Source organism: Streptomyces ardesiacus (genome assembly GCF_003112575.1).
Lineage (GTDB): Bacteria > Actinomycetota > Actinomycetes > Streptomycetales > Streptomycetaceae > Streptomyces > Streptomyces ardesiacus.
The window spans coordinates 48,337-68,067 of record NZ_BEWC01000010.1; the positions used below are offsets into that span (position 1 = coordinate 48,337).

Annotated in this window: 15 protein-coding genes and 1 riboswitch; of the genes, 13 read left to right on the top strand and 2 right to left on the bottom strand. The window is 75.6% G+C overall.

What is annotated here, in order from left to right; all coding sequences use genetic code 11:
* Positions 1–12: 12 nt before the first annotated feature.
* The 8 genes from Sdi02f_RS30155 to cobI all read left to right on the top strand — a co-directional run bounded on the left by Sdi02f_RS30155 (position 13) and on the right by cobI (position 11,509).
* Complete coding sequence (locus tag Sdi02f_RS30155; protein WP_030404451.1) at positions 13–234, top strand: hypothetical protein; 222 nt, start codon at positions 13–15, stop codon at positions 232–234.
* Between the two features lie 148 nt (positions 235–382).
* A riboswitch (cobalamin riboswitch) is annotated at positions 383–524 on the top strand.
* 107 nt (positions 525–631) lie between these two features.
* Positions 632–1,597: a cobalamin biosynthesis protein gene (locus Sdi02f_RS30160; protein WP_030404450.1), complete on the top strand. Its 966-nt coding sequence runs from the start codon at positions 632–634 to the stop codon at positions 1,595–1,597.
* Positions 1,594–3,102: a cobyric acid synthase gene (locus tag Sdi02f_RS30165; RefSeq protein ID WP_108934367.1), complete on the top strand. Its 1,509-nt coding sequence runs from the start codon at positions 1,594–1,596 to the stop codon at positions 3,100–3,102. The genes Sdi02f_RS30160 and Sdi02f_RS30165 overlap by 4 nt, the downstream gene beginning before the upstream one ends.
* Positions 3,099–6,752 carry a cobaltochelatase subunit CobN gene (gene cobN / locus Sdi02f_RS30170; RefSeq protein WP_108934368.1) on the top strand — a complete coding sequence of 1,218 codons (3,654 nt, stop codon included), beginning with the start codon at positions 3,099–3,101 and terminating at the stop codon, positions 6,750–6,752. The genes Sdi02f_RS30165 and cobN overlap by 4 nt, the downstream gene beginning before the upstream one ends.
* Positions 6,749–8,758 carry a putative cobaltochelatase gene (locus tag Sdi02f_RS30175; RefSeq protein ID WP_030404447.1) on the top strand — a complete coding sequence of 670 codons (2,010 nt, stop codon included), beginning with the start codon at positions 6,749–6,751 and terminating at the stop codon, positions 8,756–8,758. Before cobN ends, Sdi02f_RS30175 begins: the two co-directional genes overlap by 4 nt.
* Positions 8,758–9,357 (top strand): cob(I)yrinic acid a,c-diamide adenosyltransferase, encoded by a 600-nt coding sequence (gene cobO, locus Sdi02f_RS30180; RefSeq protein WP_030404446.1) that lies wholly within the window; start codon positions 8,758–8,760, stop codon positions 9,355–9,357. Before Sdi02f_RS30175 ends, cobO begins: the two co-directional genes overlap by 1 nt.
* The gene (locus Sdi02f_RS30185) at positions 9,354–10,763 is read left to right on the top strand and encodes a cobyrinic acid a,c-diamide synthase CobB (protein ID WP_031186142.1); all 1,410 of its coding nucleotides are present in this window, start codon (positions 9,354–9,356) and stop codon (positions 10,761–10,763) included. The genes cobO and Sdi02f_RS30185 overlap by 4 nt, the downstream gene beginning before the upstream one ends.
* Positions 10,760–11,509, top strand: a complete 750-nt coding sequence (gene cobI, locus Sdi02f_RS30190; protein ID WP_030404444.1) for a precorrin-2 C(20)-methyltransferase — start codon at positions 10,760–10,762, stop codon at positions 11,507–11,509. Before Sdi02f_RS30185 ends, cobI begins: the two co-directional genes overlap by 4 nt.
* 20 nt (positions 11,510–11,529) lie before the next feature.
* Here cobI and Sdi02f_RS30195 read toward each other — a convergent pair whose 3' ends face one another.
* Positions 11,530–12,261, bottom strand: a complete 732-nt coding sequence (locus Sdi02f_RS30195; RefSeq protein ID WP_030404443.1) for a ZIP family metal transporter — start codon at positions 12,259–12,261, stop codon at positions 11,530–11,532.
* Positions 12,262–12,374: 113 nt separating this feature from the next.
* Here Sdi02f_RS30195 and cobM point away from each other — a divergent pair, with 113 nt between their 5' ends.
* The 5 genes from cobM to cobC are packed head-to-tail and all read left to right on the top strand — an operon-like array spanning position 12,375 to position 18,159.
* Positions 12,375–13,187, top strand: coding sequence for a precorrin-4 C(11)-methyltransferase (cobM, locus tag Sdi02f_RS30200; protein WP_053638639.1), 813 nt, complete (start codon positions 12,375–12,377; stop codon positions 13,185–13,187).
* The gene (cbiE, locus tag Sdi02f_RS30205; RefSeq protein WP_167458277.1) at positions 13,184–14,425 is read left to right on the top strand and encodes a precorrin-6y C5,15-methyltransferase (decarboxylating) subunit CbiE; all 1,242 of its coding nucleotides are present in this window, start codon (positions 13,184–13,186) and stop codon (positions 14,423–14,425) included. The genes cobM and cbiE overlap by 4 nt, the downstream gene beginning before the upstream one ends.
* Positions 14,422–16,182: a precorrin-3B C(17)-methyltransferase gene (gene cobJ, locus Sdi02f_RS30210; RefSeq protein WP_234353268.1), complete on the top strand. Its 1,761-nt coding sequence runs from the start codon at positions 14,422–14,424 to the stop codon at positions 16,180–16,182. Before cbiE ends, cobJ begins: the two co-directional genes overlap by 4 nt.
* Positions 16,179–17,096, top strand: coding sequence for a sirohydrochlorin chelatase (locus Sdi02f_RS30215; protein WP_030404439.1), 918 nt, complete (start codon positions 16,179–16,181; stop codon positions 17,094–17,096). Before cobJ ends, Sdi02f_RS30215 begins: the two co-directional genes overlap by 4 nt.
* The gene (cobC, locus tag Sdi02f_RS30220; RefSeq protein WP_030404438.1) at positions 17,068–18,159 is read left to right on the top strand and encodes an Rv2231c family histidinol phosphate aminotransferase CobC; all 1,092 of its coding nucleotides are present in this window, start codon (positions 17,068–17,070) and stop codon (positions 18,157–18,159) included. The genes Sdi02f_RS30215 and cobC overlap by 29 nt, the downstream gene beginning before the upstream one ends.
* A gap of 490 nt (positions 18,160–18,649) precedes the next feature.
* Here cobC and Sdi02f_RS30225 read toward each other — a convergent pair whose 3' ends face one another.
* On the bottom strand, positions 18,650–19,612 hold the full coding sequence (locus Sdi02f_RS30225) for an SCO1860 family LAETG-anchored protein (RefSeq protein WP_053638637.1): 963 nt from the start codon (positions 19,610–19,612) through the stop codon (positions 18,650–18,652).
* Positions 19,613–19,731 lie beyond the last annotated feature (119 nt).

Genomic DNA, 19,731 nt, shown 5'->3' on the forward strand with positions numbered 1-19,731 from the left:
AAGCGAACCTCCATGAGCATCGACTGGGCAGCCCTCGGCTCCGTCTTCGGCGTCAGCCTCGTGGTCACGGTGGCCCTGGTGGGCCTGTTCACCCTCGGCATCGTCGGCCTCTCCCGCCAGGAGCGGGCCGCGGCGCAGGGCGGCTCCGCGACCCTCGCGGTCACCGGCGCGTACGCGTGCTTCGCGGCCTGCACGGCGGCGGTGGCGTACGGGATCTATCTGATCGTCGCCTGAGCGCCCCCGCACCACCGCGCACGCCCCGGGGCGGGGCGCGGAACGGACTCGCACCGTTCCGCGCCCCGCCTCTGCGCGTTCCGGCGCGCATCCCGCGGGTGTGGGCCTGCGCACACTCCCCCGTCGCAGGTCAACGCCAGGTTGACGGCTGTTCGCGGACCGTGGTGGACTTCCGGGGCCATCTACGGCGGCAGGAGAGGAAGCCCGGTGCGAATCCGGCGCGGTCCCGCCACTGTGACCGGGGAACAGGAGCCCCGGGAGCCAGGAACTCTCACCGCCGGACTCTTCGAACCAGGGCGTGGACACCCTGAGTGAGGACATGACGCGATGCCCGGCTGCCGCCTCCGCACGACACCCCCCACCAGGTCTCTCCCTGCCCGTGTGACCGGCTGAGCCCGTGCGAGCCGGACGCGTCTTCGCGTACGGCGCCGCCGCCGGCCTCCTCGGCGACCTCCTCCTCGGCGACCCCCGCCGCGGACACCCGGTCGCCGTGTTCGGCCGTGCCGCGAGCGCCGTGGAACAGGTGCTGTGGCGGGACCACCGGGGCCGGGGCGCCCTGCACACCGCCGTGTGCGCCGGGGGCGCCGCCGCCCTCGGGCTGGCCGCCTCCCGTGCCGTGCGCCGCTCCCCCGCCGCCTCCGTCGCCCTGACCGCGGCGGCCACCTGGACGGTGGTCGGCGGCACCTCACTCGCCCGCGAGGCCGGGGCCGTCGGCCGGGCCCTGGACGCCGGGGACGTCGAGGCGGCCCGGGCGCGGCTGCCGCACCTGTGCGGGCGGGACCCGCAGGCCCTGGACGCCGACGGGATCGCCCGGGCGGTCGTGGAGTCCGTCGCCGAGAACACCTCGGACGCGGTCGTGGGGGCCCTGGTGTGGGGCGCGGTGGCCGGAGTGCCCGGACTGCTGGGCTTCCGCGCGGTCAACACGCTGGACGCGATGGTCGGCCACAAGTCCCCCAGGTACCGCCGCTACGGCTGGGCCTCGGCCCGCCTCGACGACCTCGCGGGCTGGCCCGGCGCCCGCCTGACCGCCGTACTGACCACGGTCGCGGGCGGCGATCCGCGCGGCGCCGTACGGGCCTGGCGCGCGGACGCCGCACGGCATCCGAGCCCCAACGCGGGACCGGTGGAGGCCTCGTTCGCGGGCGCCCTCGGCGTACGGCTCGGCGGGACGCTCTCCTACGGCGGGCGGGTGGAACACCGGCCCGTGCTCAACGGGGCGGCGGGACGCGCCGTGCGGGCCGGTTCCGGCGACATCGGCCGGGCGGTGCGCCTCTCCCGGCGCGTGGGCTGGCTGGCGCTGGGCGTGTGCGCGGGCGCACGGCTGCTCGCGCACGGCATCGTCACGAAGGGACGTACGTCATGAACGGTGGCCTGCTCGTCGCCGGTACCACCTCCGACGCCGGCAAGAGCGTCGTCACCGCCGGGATCTGCCGCTGGCTGGTGCGCCAGGGCGTCAAGGTCGCGCCGTTCAAGGCGCAGAACATGTCGCTCAACTCCTTCGTGACCCGCGACGGCGCCGAGATCGGGCGGGCCCAGGCCATGCAGGCCCAGGCCTGCCGGGTGGAGCCGACCGCGCACATGAACCCCGTGCTGCTCAAGCCCGGCGGGGAGCGCAGCAGCCAGGTCGTGCTGCTGGGCCGGCCGGTCGGCGAGATGAGTGCCCGCGGCTACCACGGCGGCCGCCAGGAGCGGCTGCTCGGCACGGTGCTCGACTCGCTCGCCGAACTCCGCGCCTCCTACGACGCGGTGATCTGCGAGGGGGCGGGCAGCCCGGCCGAGATCAACCTGCGCCGCACCGACATCGTCAACATGGGGATCGCCCGGGGCGCCGGACTGCCCGTCCTGGTCGTCGGCGACATCGACCGCGGCGGCGTCTTCGCCTCCTTCTTCGGCACGGTGGCGCTGCTGGCGCCCGAGGACCAGGCGCTGGTCGCCGGGTTCCTCGTCAACAAGTTCCGCGGCGACGTCTCGCTGCTGGAGCCGGGACTGGAGATGCTGCGCGGCCTCACCGGGCGGCGGGCCTACGGCGTGCTGCCGTACCGGCACGGGCTCGGCATCGACGAGGAGGACGGGCTGCGCGTCTCGCTGCGCGGGAGCGTGCGGGAGTCGGCCGTCGCCCCGCCCCTCGGCGAGGACGTGCTGCGGATCGCGGTGTGCGCGGTGCCGCTGATGTCCAACTTCACGGACGTGGACGCGCTGGCCGCCGAGCCGGGCGTCGTGGTCCGGTTCGTGGACCGGCCGGAGGAGCTGGCCGACGCCGACCTGGTGATCGTGCCGGGCACGCGCGGGACGGTGCGGGCCCTGCAGTGGCTGCGGGAGCGGGGGCTCGCGGACGCGATCGCCCGCAGGGCCGCCGAGCGGCGGCCGGTGCTCGGGATCTGCGGCGGCTTCCAGCTCCTCGGAGAGCACATCGAGGACGAGGTCGAGTCGCGCGCCGGGCACGTGGACGGGCTCGGAGTGCTGCCCGTGCGGGTGCGCTTCGCCCGCGAGAAGACCCTCACCCGGCCGGTGGGCGAGGCCCTCGGCGAGCGCGTCGAGGGGTACGAGATCCACCACGGGGTGGCCGAAGTGACCGGCGGGGAACCCTTCTTGGACGGCTGCCGGGCCGGCCGGACCTGGGGCACGCACTGGCACGGCTCGCTGGAGTCGGACGGCTTCCGGCGGGCGTTCCTGCGCGAGGTGGCCGCCGCCGCGGGCCGCCGCTTCGTGCCCGCCCCCGACACCTCGTTCGCCGCGCTGCGCGAGGAGCAGCTCGACCGGCTCGGCGACCTGATCGAACACCACGCGGACACCGACGCGCTGTGGCGGCTCATCGAGTCCGGCGCGCCGCAAGGACTGCCCTTCATTCCACCGGGAGCGCCCGCATGAGCACTGTGCTGTTGTTGTCGACCGCCGACACGGACCTGCTGGCGGCCCGCGCGTCGGACGCCGCCTACCGGATCGGCAACCCGACCCGGGTCGACGTCCGCGAGGAACTGCCGGGCCTGGTCGAGGGCGCGGACCTCGCCGTCGTGCGCCTGCTCGGCGGCAGGCGCGCCTGGGAGGACGGGCTCGCCGCGCTGAAGGCCGCCGGCATCCCGACCGTCCTGCTGGGCGGCGAGAGCGTGCCGGACGCGGAGCTGATGGCGGAGTCGTCGGTCCCGGCCGGCGTGGTGGCCGAGGCGCTGCGCTACCTGGTCGAGGGCGGCCCGGACAACCTCACCCAGCTCGCCCGGTTCCTGTCGGACACGGTGCTGCTGACCGGCGAGGGCTTCGACGAGCCGCGGAAGATGCCGGAGTACGGCGTGCACGGCTCCCGGGACCTCGTGGCGGGCCGCCCGACGGTCGGCGTGCTCTTCTACCGCGCCCACCAGCTCAGCGGCAACACCGCCTTCGTCGACACGCTGTGCGACGCGATCGAGGCGCGCGGCGCCAACGCCCTGCCGGTGTACTGCGGTTCGCTGCGCGGCGCGGACCCCGGGCTGTACGAGCTGCTGGGCCGGGCCGACGCCCTGGTCGCCACGGTCCTCGCGGCCGGCGGCACGCACGCCTCGCAGGCGTCGGCCGGCGGCGACGAGGAGGCCTGGGACGTCGGGGCGCTGGCCGACCTGGACGTCCCGGTGCTGCAGGGGCTCTGCCTCACCTCCTCCCGGGCCGCCTGGGAGGCCTCCGACGCCGCGCTGTCCCCGATGGACGCGGCGATGCAGGTGGCCATCCCGGAGTTCGACGGACGTCTGGTGACGGTGCCGTTCTCCTTCAAGGAGCAGGGGCCGGACGACGTCCCGGTCTACGTCGCCGACCCCGAGCGGGCCGGCCGGGTCGCCGGAATCGCCGTCCGGCACGCGGTGCTCCGGCACAAGCCGAACGCCGACAAGAAGCTCGCGCTGGTCTTCACGGCGTACCCGACCAAGCACTCCCGCGTCGGCAACGCGGTCGGCCTGGACACCCCCGCCTCGGCGGTGCGGGTGCTGGACGCGCTCAGGGACGCGGGGTACGGGGTCACCGGGTACCCCGCCGAGGGCGACGAGCTGATCCACCGGCTCATCGAGGCGGGCGGTCACGACGTCGAGTGGCTGACGGAGGACCAGCTCGCCGCGGCGCCCGCGCGGGTGCCGCTGGCCGACTACCGGGCGTGGTTCGAGAGGCTGGACCCGCAACTGCGGGACGGCATGCGCGAGGCGTGGGGCGAGCCCCCGGGTTCCCTGTACGTGGACGGCGACGACATCGTGCTGGCGTCGGTCCGGTTCGGGAACGTCGTGGTGATGATCCAGCCGCCGCGCGGCTTCGGGGAGAACCCGATCGCGATCTACCACGACCCGGACATGCCGCCGTCGCACCACTACATGGCCGCCTACCGCTGGCTGGAGCACACGTTCGGCGCCGACGCGATCGTCCACATGGGCAAGCACGGCACGATGGAGTGGCTGCCCGGCAAGGGCCTCGGCCTGAGCGCCGGCTGCGCACCGGACGCCGTGCTCGGCGACCTGCCGCTGATCTACCCCTTCATCGTCAACGACCCCGGTGAGGGTACCCAGGCCAAGCGGCGCGGCCACGCCACGGTCGTCGACCACCTCGTGCCGCCGATGGCGCGCGCGGACACCTACGGCGACCTGGCCAAGCTCGAGCAGCTCCTCGACGAGTACGCACTCGTCTCCGACCTCGACCCGACGAAGGCGCCCGCGGTCCGCGCGCAGATCTGGACGCTGGTCAAGGCGGCCGAGCTCCACCACGACCTGCACGTGGACGACCAGCCGGACGACGACGACTTCGACGAGTTCGTCATGCACATCGACGGCTACCTGTGCGAGATCAAGGACGTGCAGATCCGCGACGGCCTGCACGTCCTGGGCGGCGGCCCGGTCGGCGAGCCGCGCGTCAACCTGGTGCTGGCGGTGCTGCGCGCCTCCCAGGTGTGGGGCGGGCGGGCGAACGCGCTGCCGGGCCTGCGGGCGACCCTGGCCGAGCACTTCGGGCTGGTGGAGAAGGATCTGCTGGCCGAACCCGGCGCGCCCGTGAAGGTGCCGGTCGAGCTGACGGACCTGGTGGACGGCCCGGCGCGGTCGGCGGCGGACGCGGTCGACCTGCTGGAGCAGTTGTGCCGGCGCGTCGCCGAGGGCATGGAGCTGCGGGCGTGGGACACGGCGGCCGTACCGGGGCTGGTGCGCGACGTCCTCGGCACCGAACTCCCCGACGCCGTGGCGGTGCTGGAGTTCGCCTGCACGGAGGTCGTGCCGCGGCTCGCCCGGACCACGGACGAGATCGGGCACATCCTGCGGGCCCTGGACGGCGGTTACGTCCCGGCCGGACCGTCCGGCTCCCCGACCCGCGGCCTGGTCAACGTCCTGCCGACCGGCCGGAACTTCTACTCCGTCGACCCGAAGGCGATCCCGTCCCGGCTGAGCTGGGAGGTCGGGCAGTCGCTGGCGGACTCGCTGATCCAGCGGTACCTGAGCGACACCGGCGCGTACCCGAAGTCGGTCGGCCTCACGGTGTGGGGCACGTCCGCGATGCGCACCCAGGGCGACGACATCGCGGAGATCCTGGCGCTGCTGGGCTGCCGCCCGGTGTGGGACGACGCGTCGCGGCGGGTGACGGGCTTCGAGGTGGTCCCGCTCGCGGAGCTGGGCCGGCCGCGCGTCGACGTCACGGTGCGCATCTCGGGGTTCTTCCGGGACGCGTTCCCGCACGTGGTGGGGCTGATCGACGACGCGGTGCGGGCGGTGGCGGAGCTGGACGAGCCCGCCTCGCAGAACTTCGTCCGCGCGCACGCCGACGAGGACACCGCCGGGCACGGCGACCGGCGCCGGGCGACCTCGCGCATCTTCGGCTCCAAGCCGGGCGCCTACGGCGCGGGTCTGCTGCCGCTGATCGACGCCCGGAACTGGCGCAGCGACGCGGACCTCGCCGAGGTGTACGCGGTGTGGGGCGGCTACGCCTACGGGCGTGGGCTCGACGGGCGGCCGGCGCGCGGGGACATGGAGACGGCGTTCCGGCGGATCGCGGTGGCGGCGAAGAACGTGGACACGCGTGAGCACGACCTCGTGGACGCCGACGACTACTTCCAGTACCACGGCGGCATGGTCGCGATGGTGCGGCACCTGACGGGGGACTCCCCCGAGGCGTACGTGGGTGACTCCGCCACCCCGGACCAGGTGAGGACGCGGACGCTGGGCGAGGAGACGCACCGGGTGTTCCGGGCGCGGGTGGTCAATCCGCGGTGGATGGCGGCCATGCGGCGACACGGCTACAAGGGTGCCTTCGAGATGGCGGCGACCGTGGACTACCTCTTCGGGTACGACGCCACGGCCGGGGTCGTGGACGACTGGATGTACGAGCGGCTCAGCGCCGAGTACGTCTTCGCCCCGGAGAACCGGGACTTCATGAAGAAGTCCAACCCGTGGGCGCTGCGCGGCATCACGGAACGGCTGCTGGAGGCGGCCGACCGCGGCCTGTGGGCCGAACCGGACGCGGAGACGCTGGAGCGGCTGCGCGCCACCTATCTGGAGCTCGAAGGCGACTTGGAGGGCGACGACAAGTGAGTACCCCGTTCCCGTTCACGGCCGTCGTGGGCCAGGACGACCTGCGGCTGGCGTTGCTGCTGAACGCGGTGTCACCCGCCGTCGGCGGTGTGCTGGTGCGCGGTGAGAAGGGCACCGCGAAGTCCACGGCGGTCCGCGCGCTGTCGGCGCTCGTGCCGGAGGTGGACGTCGTCTCCGGATGCCGTTTCTCCTGCGACCCCGCCTCCCCCGACCCCGCCTGCCCGGACGGCCCGCACGAGGCCGGGGCGTCCGGGGCGCGGCCCGCGCGGATGGTCGAGCTGCCGGTCGGCGCCTCCGAGGACCGGCTGGTGGGTGCCCTGGACATCGAGCGGGCGCTGGCGGAGGGCGTGAAGGCCTTCGAACCGGGCCTGCTGGCCGACGCTCACCGCGGGATCCTGTACGTCGACGAGGTCAACCTGCTCCACGACCACCTCGTGGACCTGTTGCTGGACGCCGCCGCCATGGGCGCGTCTTACGTCGAGCGCGAGGGCGTCTCCGTGCGGCATGCCGCACGGTTCCTGCTCGTCGGGACCATGAACCCCGAAGAGGGCGAGCTGCGGCCGCAGTTGCTGGACCGCTTCGGCCTCACCGTCGAGGTCGCCGCCTCGCGCGAGCCCGACCAGCGCGTCGAGGTCGTACGGCGCCGGCTGGCGTACGACGACGACCCGGCCGGTTTCGCCGCGCGCTGGGCCGACGAGGAGGCCGCCGTACGGGCGCGGATCGTGGCGGCGCGCGAGCTGCTGCCGTCGGTGCGGCTGGGCGACGGGGCGCTGCGGCAGATCGCGGCGACCTGCGCGGCCTTCGAGGTGGACGGCATGCGGGCCGACATCGTGATGGCGCGCACGGCGACGGCGTTGGCGGCGTGGGCCGGGCGGACGGACGTACTCGCCGAGGACGTACGGCAGGCGGCGCTGCTGGCGCTCCCGCACCGGCGGCGGCGCAATCCGTTCGACGCGCCGGGGCTGGACGAGGACAAGCTGGACGAGACGCTGGAGGAGTTCGGCGGGCCGGACGGGGACGACGGCGGGGACGACGATCCCGGTCCGGGGCCCGGCGGCGGTCCCGGCGGGCAGCCCGAGCCCGACGACGCGCCGAGGGGTGACGGGGACGCCGCCGCGCGCCCGGAGGCCGGTGAGGGCGGGGAGCCTCAGCCGTCCGGCGGTGCCGGTGAGCAGTCTCCCGCCCGTGCCGCCGAGCCGTTCAGGACCAAGGTGCTCAGCGTGCCCGGGCTGGGCGACGGTGCCGCCGGGCGGCGGTCCCGGGCGCGGACCGAGCACGGGCGGACCACCGGGGCTCGGCGTCCCGAGGGGGCGCTGACCAAGCTGCACCTCGCGGCGACCGTGCGGGCCGCGGCTCCGCACCAGCGGGCGCGGGGCCGCAGCGGGCCGGGGCTCGTGGTGCGGCGGGACGATCTGCGGCAGGCGACCCGTGAGGGGCGTGAGGGCAACCTCGTGCTGTTCGTCGTCGACGCCTCCGGGTCGATGGCCGCGCGGCAGCGGATGGGTGCCGTCAAGGGTGCCGTGCTGTCGCTGCTGCTGGACGCGTACCAGCGGCGGGACAAGGTGGGGCTGGTGACGTTCCGGGGTTCGGCCGCGGAGGTCGCGCTGCCGCCGACCTCGTCGGTGGACGCGGCGGCGGTACGGCTGGAGTCGCTGCCCACCGGGGGGCGTACGCCGCTGGCCGCCGGGCTGCTCAGGGCGCACGAGGTGCTGCGCGTGGAGCGGCTGCGGGATCCGGCACGGCGGGCGCTGGTCGTGGTGGTGACGGACGGGCGGGCCACCGGTGGTCCGGAGCCGGTGGCTCTGGCCTCGCGGGCCGCGCGGCTGTTCGCCGCCGACGAGGTCGCCTCCGTCGTCGTGGACTGCGAGTCGGGGCCCGTGCGGCTCGGGCTCGCCGGGCGGATCGCGGGTGAGCTGGGCGGTACGGCGGTGACGCTGGACGAGTTGCGGGCGGACTCGATCGCCGGGCTGGTGAAGGACGTTCAGGGCAGCAGGAGGGCCGCGTAGTGCCGCAGGGGAAGCCGAGTGTCGTGCCGGACGACGGACTGACCACCCGTCAGCGCCGTCACCGTCCGTTGGTCGTCGTGCACACCGGCATCGGGAAGGGCAAGTCGACCGCCGCCTTCGGGCTCGCGCTGCGGGCCTGGAACCAGGGGTGGCCGATCGGGGTGTTCCAGTTCGTCAAGTCGGCGAAGTGGAAGGTCGGCGAGGAGAACGCCCTGCGGGTGCTGGGCGCCAGCGGCGAGGGCGGGTCCGTCGACTGGCACAAGATGGGCGAGGGCTGGTCCTGGGTCCAGCGCGACGCGCAGATGGACAACGAGGAGAAGGCCCGGGAGGGCTGGGAGCAGGTCAAGCGGGACCTGGCCGCCGAGACGTACAAGCTGTACGTGCTGGACGAGTTCGCCTATCCGATGCACTGGGGGTGGGTCGACACCGACGAGGTGGTGTCCGTGCTGCGGGAGCGGCCGGGGACCCAGCACGTCGTGATCACGGGGCGGAACGCGCCCGCCGCGCTGGTGGAGTGCGCCGATCTCGTCACCGACATGTCCAAGGTCAAGCATCCGATGGACGCGGGACAGAAGGGGCAGAGGGGCATCGAGTGGTGACCTCCTCCGGCTCCGGCTCCGCCGTTCCCCGGCTGGTCGTCGCCGCGCCCTCGTCCGGCAGCGGCAAGACCACCGTCGCCACCGGGCTGATGGCCGCGCTCTGCGCGCGGGGCCTCGCCGTGTCCCCGCACAAGGTCGGGCCGGACTACATCGACCCCGGCTACCACGCGCTCGCCACGGGGCGGGCGGGGCGCAACCTCGACGCCTACCTGTGCGGGCCCGAGCTGGTCGGGCCGTTGTTCCTGCACGGGGCGCGCGGGTGCGACATCGCCGTGGTCGAGGGCGTGATGGGGCTGTACGACGGGGCCGCCGGCGAGGGCGAGCTGGCGTCCACCGCGCAGGTCGCGAAGCTGCTGCGGGCGCCGGTGGTGCTGGTCGTGGACGCGTCGTCGCAGTCGCGGTCGGTGGCGGCGCTGGTGCACGGGTTCGTGTCCTGGGATCCGGAGGTGCGGATCGGGGGCGTGATCCTGAACAAGGTGGCGTCGGACCGGCACGAGGCGTTGCTGCGGGAGGCGGTGGACTCCGTCGGGGTGCCGGTGCTGGGGGTGTTGCGGCGCGCGGCGCGGGTCGACGTGCCGTCGCGGCATCTGGGGCTGGTGCCGGTTGCCGAGCGGCACGCGCAGGCGGTGGACGCCGTCGCGGCCATGGCCGCGCAGGTGGCCGACGGGTGCGATCTGGAGGCGCTGGTCGCACTGGCCCGGGGTGCGGGGACGTGGGGCTGTACGGCTTGGGACGCGGGTGAGGCCTTGGTTTCCTCGCCCCCGCCGCCCCTTCCCGTCCCGTCCCCGGGGGCCGCGCCCCCGGGCCCCCGCGTCGCCGTCGCCGGCGGGGCCGCCTTCACCTTCTCCTACGCCGAGCACACCGAACTGCTCGCCGCCGCCGGGGCCGAGGTCGTCACGTTCGATCCGCTGCGGGACGAGGAGCTGCCCGCGGGGACCGCCGGGCTGGTGATCGGGGGCGGCTTCCCCGAGGTGTACGCCTCGGAGCTGTCCGCCAACGAAGGGCTGCGGAAGTCCGTCGCCGAACTGGCCCTCGCCGGGGCTCCCGTCGCCGCCGAGTGCGCGGGGCTGCTGTATCTGTGCCGGGACCTGGACGGGCTGCCGATGTGCGGGGTGCTGGACGCCTCCGCGCGGATGTCGGAGCGGCTGACGCTGGGCTACCGGGACGCGGTGGCCGTGTCCGACAGTGCGCTGGCCGGGGCGGGAACGCGGATGCGGGGGCACGAGTTCCACCGGACGGTCGTGGAGCCGGGGGCCGGGGCGGCGCCGGCGTGGGGGATGCGGGCGCCGGAGCGGCGCGTCGAGGGTTTCGTGGAGCGCGGTGTGCACGCGAGCTATCTGCACACGCACTGGGCGGCCGAGCCCGGTGTCGCCCGTCGGTTCGTGGAGAGGTGCCGGACGTCATGAGCAGCAGGCTGATCGGTGTGGGGGTCGGGCCCGGGGACCCCGAGCTGGTGACCGTGAAGGGCGTCAACGCGCTGCGGGACGCCGAGGTCGTGGTCGTGCCCGTGATGGCCGCACCCGATGGAAGGGACGGCGGGGAGCGCGGGCGGGCCGAGGCGACCGTGCTGCACTACGTGGGCGCCGAGAAGGTCGTACGGGTGGTGTTCGCGCTGAACGAGCGCACCGACCGGGCGCGGCGCGAGGCGGCCTGGGACGCGGCCGGGGAGCGGGTGGCCGGGCTGCTGCGGGAGCACACGGCCGTCGCCTTCGCGACCATCGGTGATCCCAACGTGTACTCGACCTTCACCTATCTCGCGCAGACGGTCGGCGCGCTGGTGCCGGGGACCGTGGTGGAGACCGTGCCGGGGATCACCGCCATGCAGGACCTCGCGGCGCGGTCGGGTGCGGTGCTGACCGAGGGCACCGAGCCGTTGACGCTGGTGCCGGTGACGGCGGGGTCGGCCGTGCTCAAGGAGGCGCTGCACGGGCCGGGCACGGTGGTCGCCTACAAGTTCGGCCGGCAGGCGGCCGAGGTGGCCGAGGCGCTGCGCGAGAGCGGGCGGCTGGAGGACGCGGTGTGGGGGTCGGCGCTGGGGCTGCCGGAGGAGTCCGTGCGGCCGGCCGGTGAGCTGGACGGGGCGCCGTTGCCGTATCTGTCGACGCTGATCGCGCCCGCCCGGCGCGGGAGCGGGCGGGGCGGGAAGCTGTGAGCGTCCGTGGCGCGTGCCGCTCAGTCGGCGGCCAGGCCCACCACCAGCCAGATGAACGCGGCGCCCGCGACCGTGCACAGCAGCGTCGAGCGGGCGGGGTGCTCGTGGTGGGCCTCGGGGAGGATCTCCGCCGCGGCGAGGTACAGGAGTACGCCGCCGAAGAGGCCGAGGTAGGCGCCGAGCGCCTGCTCCGGGATCGTGAAGAGCAGGGTGGAGGACGCGCCGAGGACCGGGGCGAGGGCGTCGGCGACGAGCATGGCGATGGCGCGGCGGCGGGCGTTGCCGTAGAGGCTGGTCAGTGTGTAGGTGTTAAAGCCGTCCGCGAAGTCGTGGGCGATCACGGCCATCGCGACCGCCGCCCCCATGCCGCCGCCGACCTGGAAGGCCGCACCGATCGCCACGCCGTCCATCGCGCTGTGGCCGACCATCGCGGCGGCGGCCGTCAGGCCCACCTCGGGCGAGCGGTGCCCGTGCTCGTCGCCGCCGTGTGCGGCGCGGCGGGCCGCCAGCAGGCGTTCCACGAGGTGCGCGAGCAGGAATCCGGCGACGAAGAGCAGCAGGGCGGCCGGAACACCGAACACCTCGTCGCCCGCCGCTTCCAGGGCCTCCGGCAGCAGGTCGAGGCCGACCACGCCCAGCATGAGGCCGCCGGCCAGGCCCAGGACCAGGTGGCGCCGGTCGGTCACGCGCTGTGCCGTCCAGCCGCCGGCCAGCGTCATCAGGAACGCGCCGAGCGCGACGAAGACCGCCATGGGCCCTTGGTATCCGATCACACCGCGTTCACGCGCGTACGACAGCAGCAACCGCAGTAAATATGCGCAGGACGCACAGGATGCACAGGATGCACAGGAGAGGACCGAACACGATGGATTCCGAGGCCAGGGTGACCTTCGTCGGTGCCGGTCCCGGCGCCGCCGACCTGCTGACGTTCCGTGCGGCGCGTGCCATCGCCGAGGCGGACGTGGTGATCTGGGCGGCCAGCCTCGTCCACGCGGACGTGTTGCAGCACGCGCGGGAGGACGCCGAGGTGCTGGACTCGGCGACGATGTCGCTGGAGGACGTGGTCGCCGTGTACCGGCGGGCCCGGGAGGAGGGGCTGCGGGTGGCCCGCGTCCACTCCGGGGACCCGGCGCTGTGGGGCGGCACGCAGGAGCAGCTGGACCGGTGTGCGGAGATCGGCGTGGCGACCGAGGTGGTGCCCGGTGTCTCCGCCTTCTCGGCGGTCGCCGCGCTCGCGCAGCGGGAGCTGACGATCCCGGAGGTCGCGCAGTCGGTGATCCTCACGCGGCTCGGCGGGGGCAAGACGCCGATGCCGCCGGGCGAGGAGGTCCGGGAGTTCGCGAAGCACGGGACGACCATGGCGGTCTTCCTGTCGGCGGCCCGCAGCGGGCAGTTGGTGCGGGAGCTGCTGGAGGGCGGCTATCCGACCGAGACGCCGGTCGTCGTCGCCCACCAGGCCACCTGGCCGGAGGAGCTGGTCGTGCGGTGCACGATCGGGACGCTGGAGGAGACGGTCAAGGAACACAGGCTCTGGAAGCACACGCTCTTCCTGGTCGGCCCGGCCCTCGACGCGCACGGCACTCGTTCGCACCTGTACCACCCGGGGCACTTCCACGGTTATCGCAGGGCGGACCCGGAGGCGCGCCGGGAGTTGCGGGCGCGGGGTGCGAGCACGTGATCACCGTGGTCGGGATGGGGGCTTCCCCCGGTGCGGCACCGACGGGGGAGGTCGCCGCCGGTGCGGAGCTGGTCGTCGGCGGGCGGCGGCACCTGGACGCGGTACGGCTGCCGGAGGGAGCGAGGACGGTGGTCCTGGGGGCGTTGGCGCCCGCCCTGGACACGGTCGCGGAGTACGTCGCCGAGGAGCGGCCGGTGACCGTGCTGGCCTCCGGTGATCCGGGGTTCTTCGGGATCGTGCGGGCGCTGGCCGAGCGGTTCGGGTCCGAGCGGCTGGACGTGCGGCCGGGGGTGTCCTCGGTCGCGGCGGCCTTCGCGCGGGTCGGGCTGCCGTGGGACGACGCCGTGGTGGCGAGCGCGCACGGGCGGGACCTGAGGACGGCGGTGCACCTGTGCCGGGCGCACCCGAAGGTCGCCGTGCTGACGGGCCCCGGGGCGGGTCCGGCGGAGCTGGGGGCCGCCCTGGCGCCGGACGGGCGGGTGTTCTTCGTCGCCTCGGCGCTGGGCTCGGCCGAGGAGCGGGTGGAGCGGGTGACGCCGGCCGAGGCCGCCGCGCGCGACTGGGGCGGGGCGGTGAGCGTGGTGCTGTGCCTGGACGAGGCGCGGACGCTGGGACCGGTGCGCTCGGTCGCCGGGCCGCGGCCGGGGCCCGCCGGGTGGGCGCTGGACGAGGCGGAGTTCACCCACCGGGACTCGATGATCACCAAGTTCGAGGTGCGCGCGCTCGCGCTGGCGCGGCTCGGTCCCCGGCCCGGCGACCTGGTGTGGGACGTCGGCGCGGGTTCCGGGTCGGTGGCCGTGGAGTGCGCGCGGCTGGGTGCCGCCGTCACCGCCGTCGAGAAGGCCCCGGACGGGGTCGAGCGGGTCCGCGCCAACGCCGCCGCGCACGGTGTCGACGTGCGGGTGGTGCACGGGGCGGCGCCCGCGGTGCTGTCCGGGCTGGACGAGGATCCCGACGCCGTGTTCGTGGGCGGCGGCGGGCGCGAGCTGCCCGGGATCGTCGCCGCGTGCGCGCGGCGGGCCCGGCGCGTCGTGGTCGTGGCCGTGGCCGCGCTGGACCGGGTGCCGGCGGCGCGCGAGGCGCTGCTCGGTGCCGGGCTGGAGTGCGACGGGGTGCTGCTGCAGTCCGCGCGGCTCGCGCCGCTGCCGGGGGACGTGACCCGGCTGGCGGCCACCAATCCCGTCTTCCTGCTGTGGGGCGCGAGGCCGCACAGCCGTACCGAAGGAGTTGCCCCTTGATCGGCCTCATCTCCGCCACGGCGGCGGGAGCGGCGGCGCGGGACCGGCTGGCCGCGGCGTGGCCGGAGCGCACGCGCGTGTACGGGGGTCCCGTCGCGGACGCCGTACGGACCGCGTTCGCCGAGTGCGACCGGCTGGTGTGCTTCCTGGCCACGGGTGCCGTGGTGCGGCTCGTGGCGCCGCTGCTGGACGACAAGCGGACCGACCCGGGTGTGGTGTGCGTCGACGAGGGCGGCCGGTTCGCGGTGTCGCTGGTCGGCGGGCACGGGGGCGGCGCCAACGAACTGGCCCGCGCGGTCGGCGAGGTGCTGGGCGCGGAGCCGGTGGTGACGACGGCGACCGACGCGGTCGGTCTGGCCGGTCTGGACACGCTCGGGCTGCCCGTCGAGGGCGACGTCGCCGGGGTGTCGCGGGCCCTGCTGGACGGTGAGCCGGTGGCGCTGCGCGCGGAGGTGGCCTGGCCGCTGCCGCCGCTGCCGGTGGCGGCCGAGGGGGCCTACGGAATCCGGGTGACGGACCGTGCGGTGGCCCCGGCCGAGGGCGAGGCCGTCCTGCGGCCGCCGTCCCTGGCCGTCGGCGTCGGCGCCTCCCGGGGCGCGCCGGTGGAGGAGGTGCTCGGGGTGGTGGAGGACGCCCTGCGCGAGGCGGGGCTGTCGGCCGCGTCGGTCGCCGAGCTGGCCACCGTGGACGCCAAGGCCGGGGAGCCCGGGATCGTCGGGGCGGCCGAGCGGCTGGGGGTGCCCCTGGTGACGTACCCGGCCGAGGTGCTGGCGGGCGTCGAGGTGCCCAACCCCTCCGACGCGCCGCTGGCGGCGGTGGGCACGCCGTCGGTCGCGGAGGCGGCGGCGCTGGTGCGTGGGGGCGAACTCCTCGTGCCCAAGCGGAAGTCGGCGGCGGTGCCCGCGACGGCGACCTGCGCGGTCGTACGGCGGCCGGGACGCGGGCGGCTCGCGGTGGTCGGACTGGGGCCCGGTGCCCGGGACCTGGTGACGCCGCGGGCGCGGGCGGAGCTGCGGCGGGCGTCGGTGCTGGTCGGGCTCGACCAGTACGTCGACCAGATCCGCGACCTGCTGCGGCCCGGCACCCGGGTGCTGGAGTCGGGGCTCGGCGCGGAGGAGGAGCGGGCCCGGACCGCAGTCGAGGAGGCGCGGCGCGGGCACGCCGTCGCGCTGATCGGCAGCGGGGACGCCGGGGTGTACGCGATGGCCTCGCCCGCGCTCGCCGAGGCGTCCGACGACATCGACGTGGTCGGGGTGCCGGGCGTGACGGCGGCGCTGGCGGCCGGGGCGATCCTGGGCGCGCCGCTGGGCCACGACCACGTGTCGGTCAGCCTGTCCGACCTGCACACGCCGTGGGAGGTCATCGAACGGCGGGTGCGGGCGGCGGCGGAGGCGGACCTGGTCGTGACGTTCTACAACCCCCGCAGCCGGGGCCGCGACTGGCAGTTGCCCAAGGCGCTGGCGATCCTCGCCGAGCACCGGGAGCCGTCGACTCCGGTGGGTGTCGTGCGCAACGCGTCGCGCGCCGACGAGTCGAGCCGCCTGTCCACGCTCGCCGCTCTGGACCCGGCGACCGTCGACATGATGACCGTCGTGACGGTGGGCAACACCGCGACCCGGGAGATCGCCGGGCGCATGGTGACGCCGCGCGGCTACCGCTGGCAGGAGGACCCGGCGACCCGCCGCTCCCCCGCCCCTGCTTCCCGGACCTCCGGGTCCGGGACGTCCGCATCCGAGAAACCCGAGGAGAACCTGTGACGACCCCGCCCGCCCTGCTCATCGCCGGACACGGCACCCGGGACGAGGCCGGAGCCGAGGCGTTCCGCGACTTCGTGCGCGAACTGGGCCGACGCCATCCCGAACTGCCCGTCGCGGGCGGCTTCATCGAGCTGTCCCCGCCGCCCCTGGGCGACGCGGTCGCGGAGCTGGTGGAGCGCGGTGTGCGCCGGTTCGCCGCCGTGCCGCTGATGCTGGTGTCCGCCGGGCACGCCAAGGGCGACATACCGGCGGCCCTGTCCCGGGAGAAGGAGCGCCACCCCGGCATCTCCTACACGTACGGGCGCCCGCTGGGCCCGCACCCCGCGCTGCTGCGGGTGCTGGAGCGGCGCCTGGCGGAGGCGGTCGACCCGTCCTGGGACCCCGCCGAGGTGACCGTGCTGCTGGTCGGGCGCGGGTCGACGGACCCGGATGCCAACGCCGAGGTGTTCAAGGCGGCGCGGCTGCTGTGGGAGGGACGCGGGTACGCGGCGGTGGAGACGGCCTTCGTGTCGCTGGCGGAGCCGGACGTGCCGGGCGGCCTGGAGCGGTGTGCGCGGCTGGGGGCGCGGCGGGTCGTCGTGCTGCCGTACTTCCTGTTCACCGGCATCCTCCCGGACCGGGTCCGCCACCAGACCGAGGAGTGGGCCGCCGCGCATCCGGAGACGCAGGTGCGGTCGGCGGACGTCGTCGGACCCGAGCCGGAACTGCTCGACCTGGTGTGGGAGCGGTACGAGGAGGCCGTCAAGGGCGACCTGCGGATGAACTGCGACAGCTGCGTCTACCGGATCGCGCTGCCGGGGTTCGAGGACAAGGTGGGGCTGCCGCAGCAGCCGCACTTCCACCCCGACGACGACGGCGATCACCACCACGGGCACCATCACGGGCATGGACACGCACACTCCCACGCACACTGAGTCCGGGACGAGCGGGCCCGGCGGCCCGGACCTGCGCCACCACGGGGACGCCGAGGTGCGCGACGGCGGTGCGGCGCTGGTGGACCTCGCGGTGAACGTCCGCGCGGACACTCCCCCGGTCTGGCTGCGTGAGCACGTCGCCGCCTCGCTCGGTTCGCTCGCCGCCTACCCGGACGGGCGGGCCGCGCGGGCCGCGGTGGCGGCGCGGCACGGGCTGCCGGTGGAGCGGGTGCTGCTGACGGCGGGCGCGGCGGAGGCGTTCGTGCTGCTGGCGCGGGCGCTGAAGGTGAGCCGGCCGGTCGTGGTGCACCCCCAGTTCACCGAGCCGGAGGCGGCGCTGCGGGACGCGGGGCACACGGTCGGCCGGGTGCTGCTGCGGGCGGCGGACGGCTTTCGCCTCGACGCCGGGGCCGTGCCGGAGGACGCCGACCTGGTGGTGGTCGGCAACCCGACGAACCCCACGTCGGTGCTGCACCCGGCGGACGTGCTGGCGTCGCTGGCCCGGCCGGGGCGGACGCTGGTCGTGGACGAGGCGTTCATGGACGCGGTGCCGGGCGAGCGGGAGGCCCTGGCCGGGCGGACGGACGTACCCGGCCTGGTGGTCCTGCGCAGCCTCACCAAGACGTGGGGGCTGGCGGGGCTGCGCATCGGGTACGTCCTGGCGGACCCGGAGACGGTGGGCGCGCTGGAGCGTGCCCAGCCCCTGTGGCCGGTGTCCTCGCCCGCGCTGGCGGCGGCCGAGGCGTGCGTGGCGCCGCGGGCGCTGGCGGAGGCCGCCCACGCCGCCCACCGGATCGCCGCCGACCGGGACTGTCTGGTCGCCGGGCTCGCGGAGTTCGCCGCGGCCGGACTGCGGGTCGTCGCCCCGGCCGAGGGCCCCTTCGTGCTGCTCCGCGTCCCCGACGGCGCCGCCGTACGGCACCGGTTGCGCGGCCTGGGGTACGCGGTGCGGCGCGGCGACACGTTCCCGGGGCTGGGCGAGGAGTGGCTGCGCCTGGCGGTACGGGACCGGGCGACGACGGAGCGCTTCCTGCGAGCCCTGCGACGGGCCGTGCCGACCTGAACCGCGCGAAGCCGGACCCGGTCGCCCCGGCCCCGGCCTCCCGCGCCCACCCCGAGACCGGCGCCCGACCCGCCCGCACCCCGGCCCGCGCCCCCGAGCCCTCACCGCCGGTCTCCGGGTCGGGGCGTGAGAGCCGGGCCGGGCGGCCCTCACGCGCCCCGACGCCCATCCGGCGGGCGAAGGCCCACGCCACCCGCCCCGACGCCGACGCGCTCGCCCAGGACGGACCGCACACCGCCGGCGCCCCCGCCCAGCACCCCGGCAGCACCCCCCCGACCCGTCCTCGTGCGCCCCGCCCCCGGAGCGAGCCCCACGCCCCCCGGGCGCTCGCGAAGCGCGGACCGCTCGCCCGGCCCGTAGCCTCCCTGCTCCCCACCGCCGGTCTCCCCCGCCCGGAGCGCGAGGTCGGTGGCGCCGTGGGGAGGGCCCGCCCGCACCCGGGGACGGGTGCCGTCGGGTGCCGGGTGAGGGGGCCGAGGCGGAGCGGGGGTCAGCCGCGCTTGCGTCGGGACAGGACCAGGGCTCCGCCGCCCGCCAGGACCAGGGCCGCGGCGCCGGCCGCGACGTACGGGGTCGACGAGCTGCCGCCCGTCTCGGCGAGGTCGGCCTCGGCCTCGGTGCGGGTGCCCTGGGCCTTGACGTCGGCCGCCGGTTCGGCGGCGGGCTCGGCCTTCTGCCCGGCCGGGGGCTCGTCGGCCTTCGCCGGGGGCTGCTCGGCCTCGTGCGCCGGGGCGGCCGGGGACTCGCAGGTCGCCTTCGCCAGGGTGACGGTGCCGTCGACCTCGGCGACGTTCAGGTTCCCGGGATTGACGGAGACCTTGAGTTCGAGCGCGGTGGCGGCGGCCGTGCGGGAGGTGGTCTCGGTCTTCGACAGGTCGAGCCGCACCTCCCCGACGCCGGGCACCTTGACGTCCGTCGTCCCGCCGGTGGTGAGCGTGACCTTCTTGCCCAGGACGGTCACCGGGCCCAGCACGTGGGCGTCGGCGACCGGCTGCTTCCCGGCCGCGCAGGTCGCCGTCGACGTGACCTCCTGGACCTCGATCACCGACAGCAGCGGCAGGCCGGGGACGTGGAGCCGGGCGCGGGCCAGCGTCGTGGTGCCCTCGCTCTTGTCGGCGGTGGCCGTCGCCTTCGCCTCGGCGACGTCGGCGCGCAGGACGCTGAAGGGCTTTCCGCCGTCGACGCCGTCGAGCCGGGCGGTGAGCGCGGTCTTCTCGGCGCTCGCGGGTGCCTGCACCTCGTTGAGGGTGACCGCGAGCGGGACGTTCACGGTCTTGTTGAGCAGGGAGACGTCGAGCCCGGTGCGCAGCACGGTGGCGCTCGCGCGGCCGTGGTCACCGGTCGCGTGGGCGGTGCCCGCGCCGGCCAGGGCCGCGGGACCGGCGGCCAGGGCCGTGGCCGCCGCGACGGTGGCGAGACGGCGTGCGGGCATGCGGAAGGTGTTGCCGTTCAAGGTGGTGGGACCCCCAGTGAGACATGCGTGCGGGGCACGCATGAGCGACGTGCTTGGGACCCGGACAGAATGTCCCGGGGCTCACCCAACCGTCAGTGAACCGGGGGCACTTCACCCCT

Bases quoted from the DNA above. Each gene is read 5' to 3' on its own strand.
- cobN (WP_108934368.1), top strand. From the start codon at position 3,099: ATGAGCACTGTGCTGTTGTTGTCGACCGCCGACACGGACCTGCTGGCG.
- Sdi02f_RS30155 (WP_030404451.1), top strand. From the start codon at position 13: ATGAGCATCGACTGGGCAGCCCTCGGCTCCGTCTTCGGCGTCAGCCTC.
- Sdi02f_RS30195 (WP_030404443.1), bottom strand. From the start codon at position 12,261: ATGGCGGTCTTCGTCGCGCTCGGCGCGTTCCTGATGACGCTGGCCGGC.
- cobI (WP_030404444.1), top strand. From the start codon at position 10,760: ATGAGCAGCAGGCTGATCGGTGTGGGGGTCGGGCCCGGGGACCCCGAG.
- cobC (WP_030404438.1), top strand. From the start codon at position 17,068: ATGGACACGCACACTCCCACGCACACTGAGTCCGGGACGAGCGGGCCC.
- Sdi02f_RS30165 (WP_108934367.1), top strand. From the start codon at position 1,594: ATGAACGGTGGCCTGCTCGTCGCCGGTACCACCTCCGACGCCGGCAAG.
- cobM (WP_053638639.1), top strand. From the start codon at position 12,375: ATGGATTCCGAGGCCAGGGTGACCTTCGTCGGTGCCGGTCCCGGCGCC.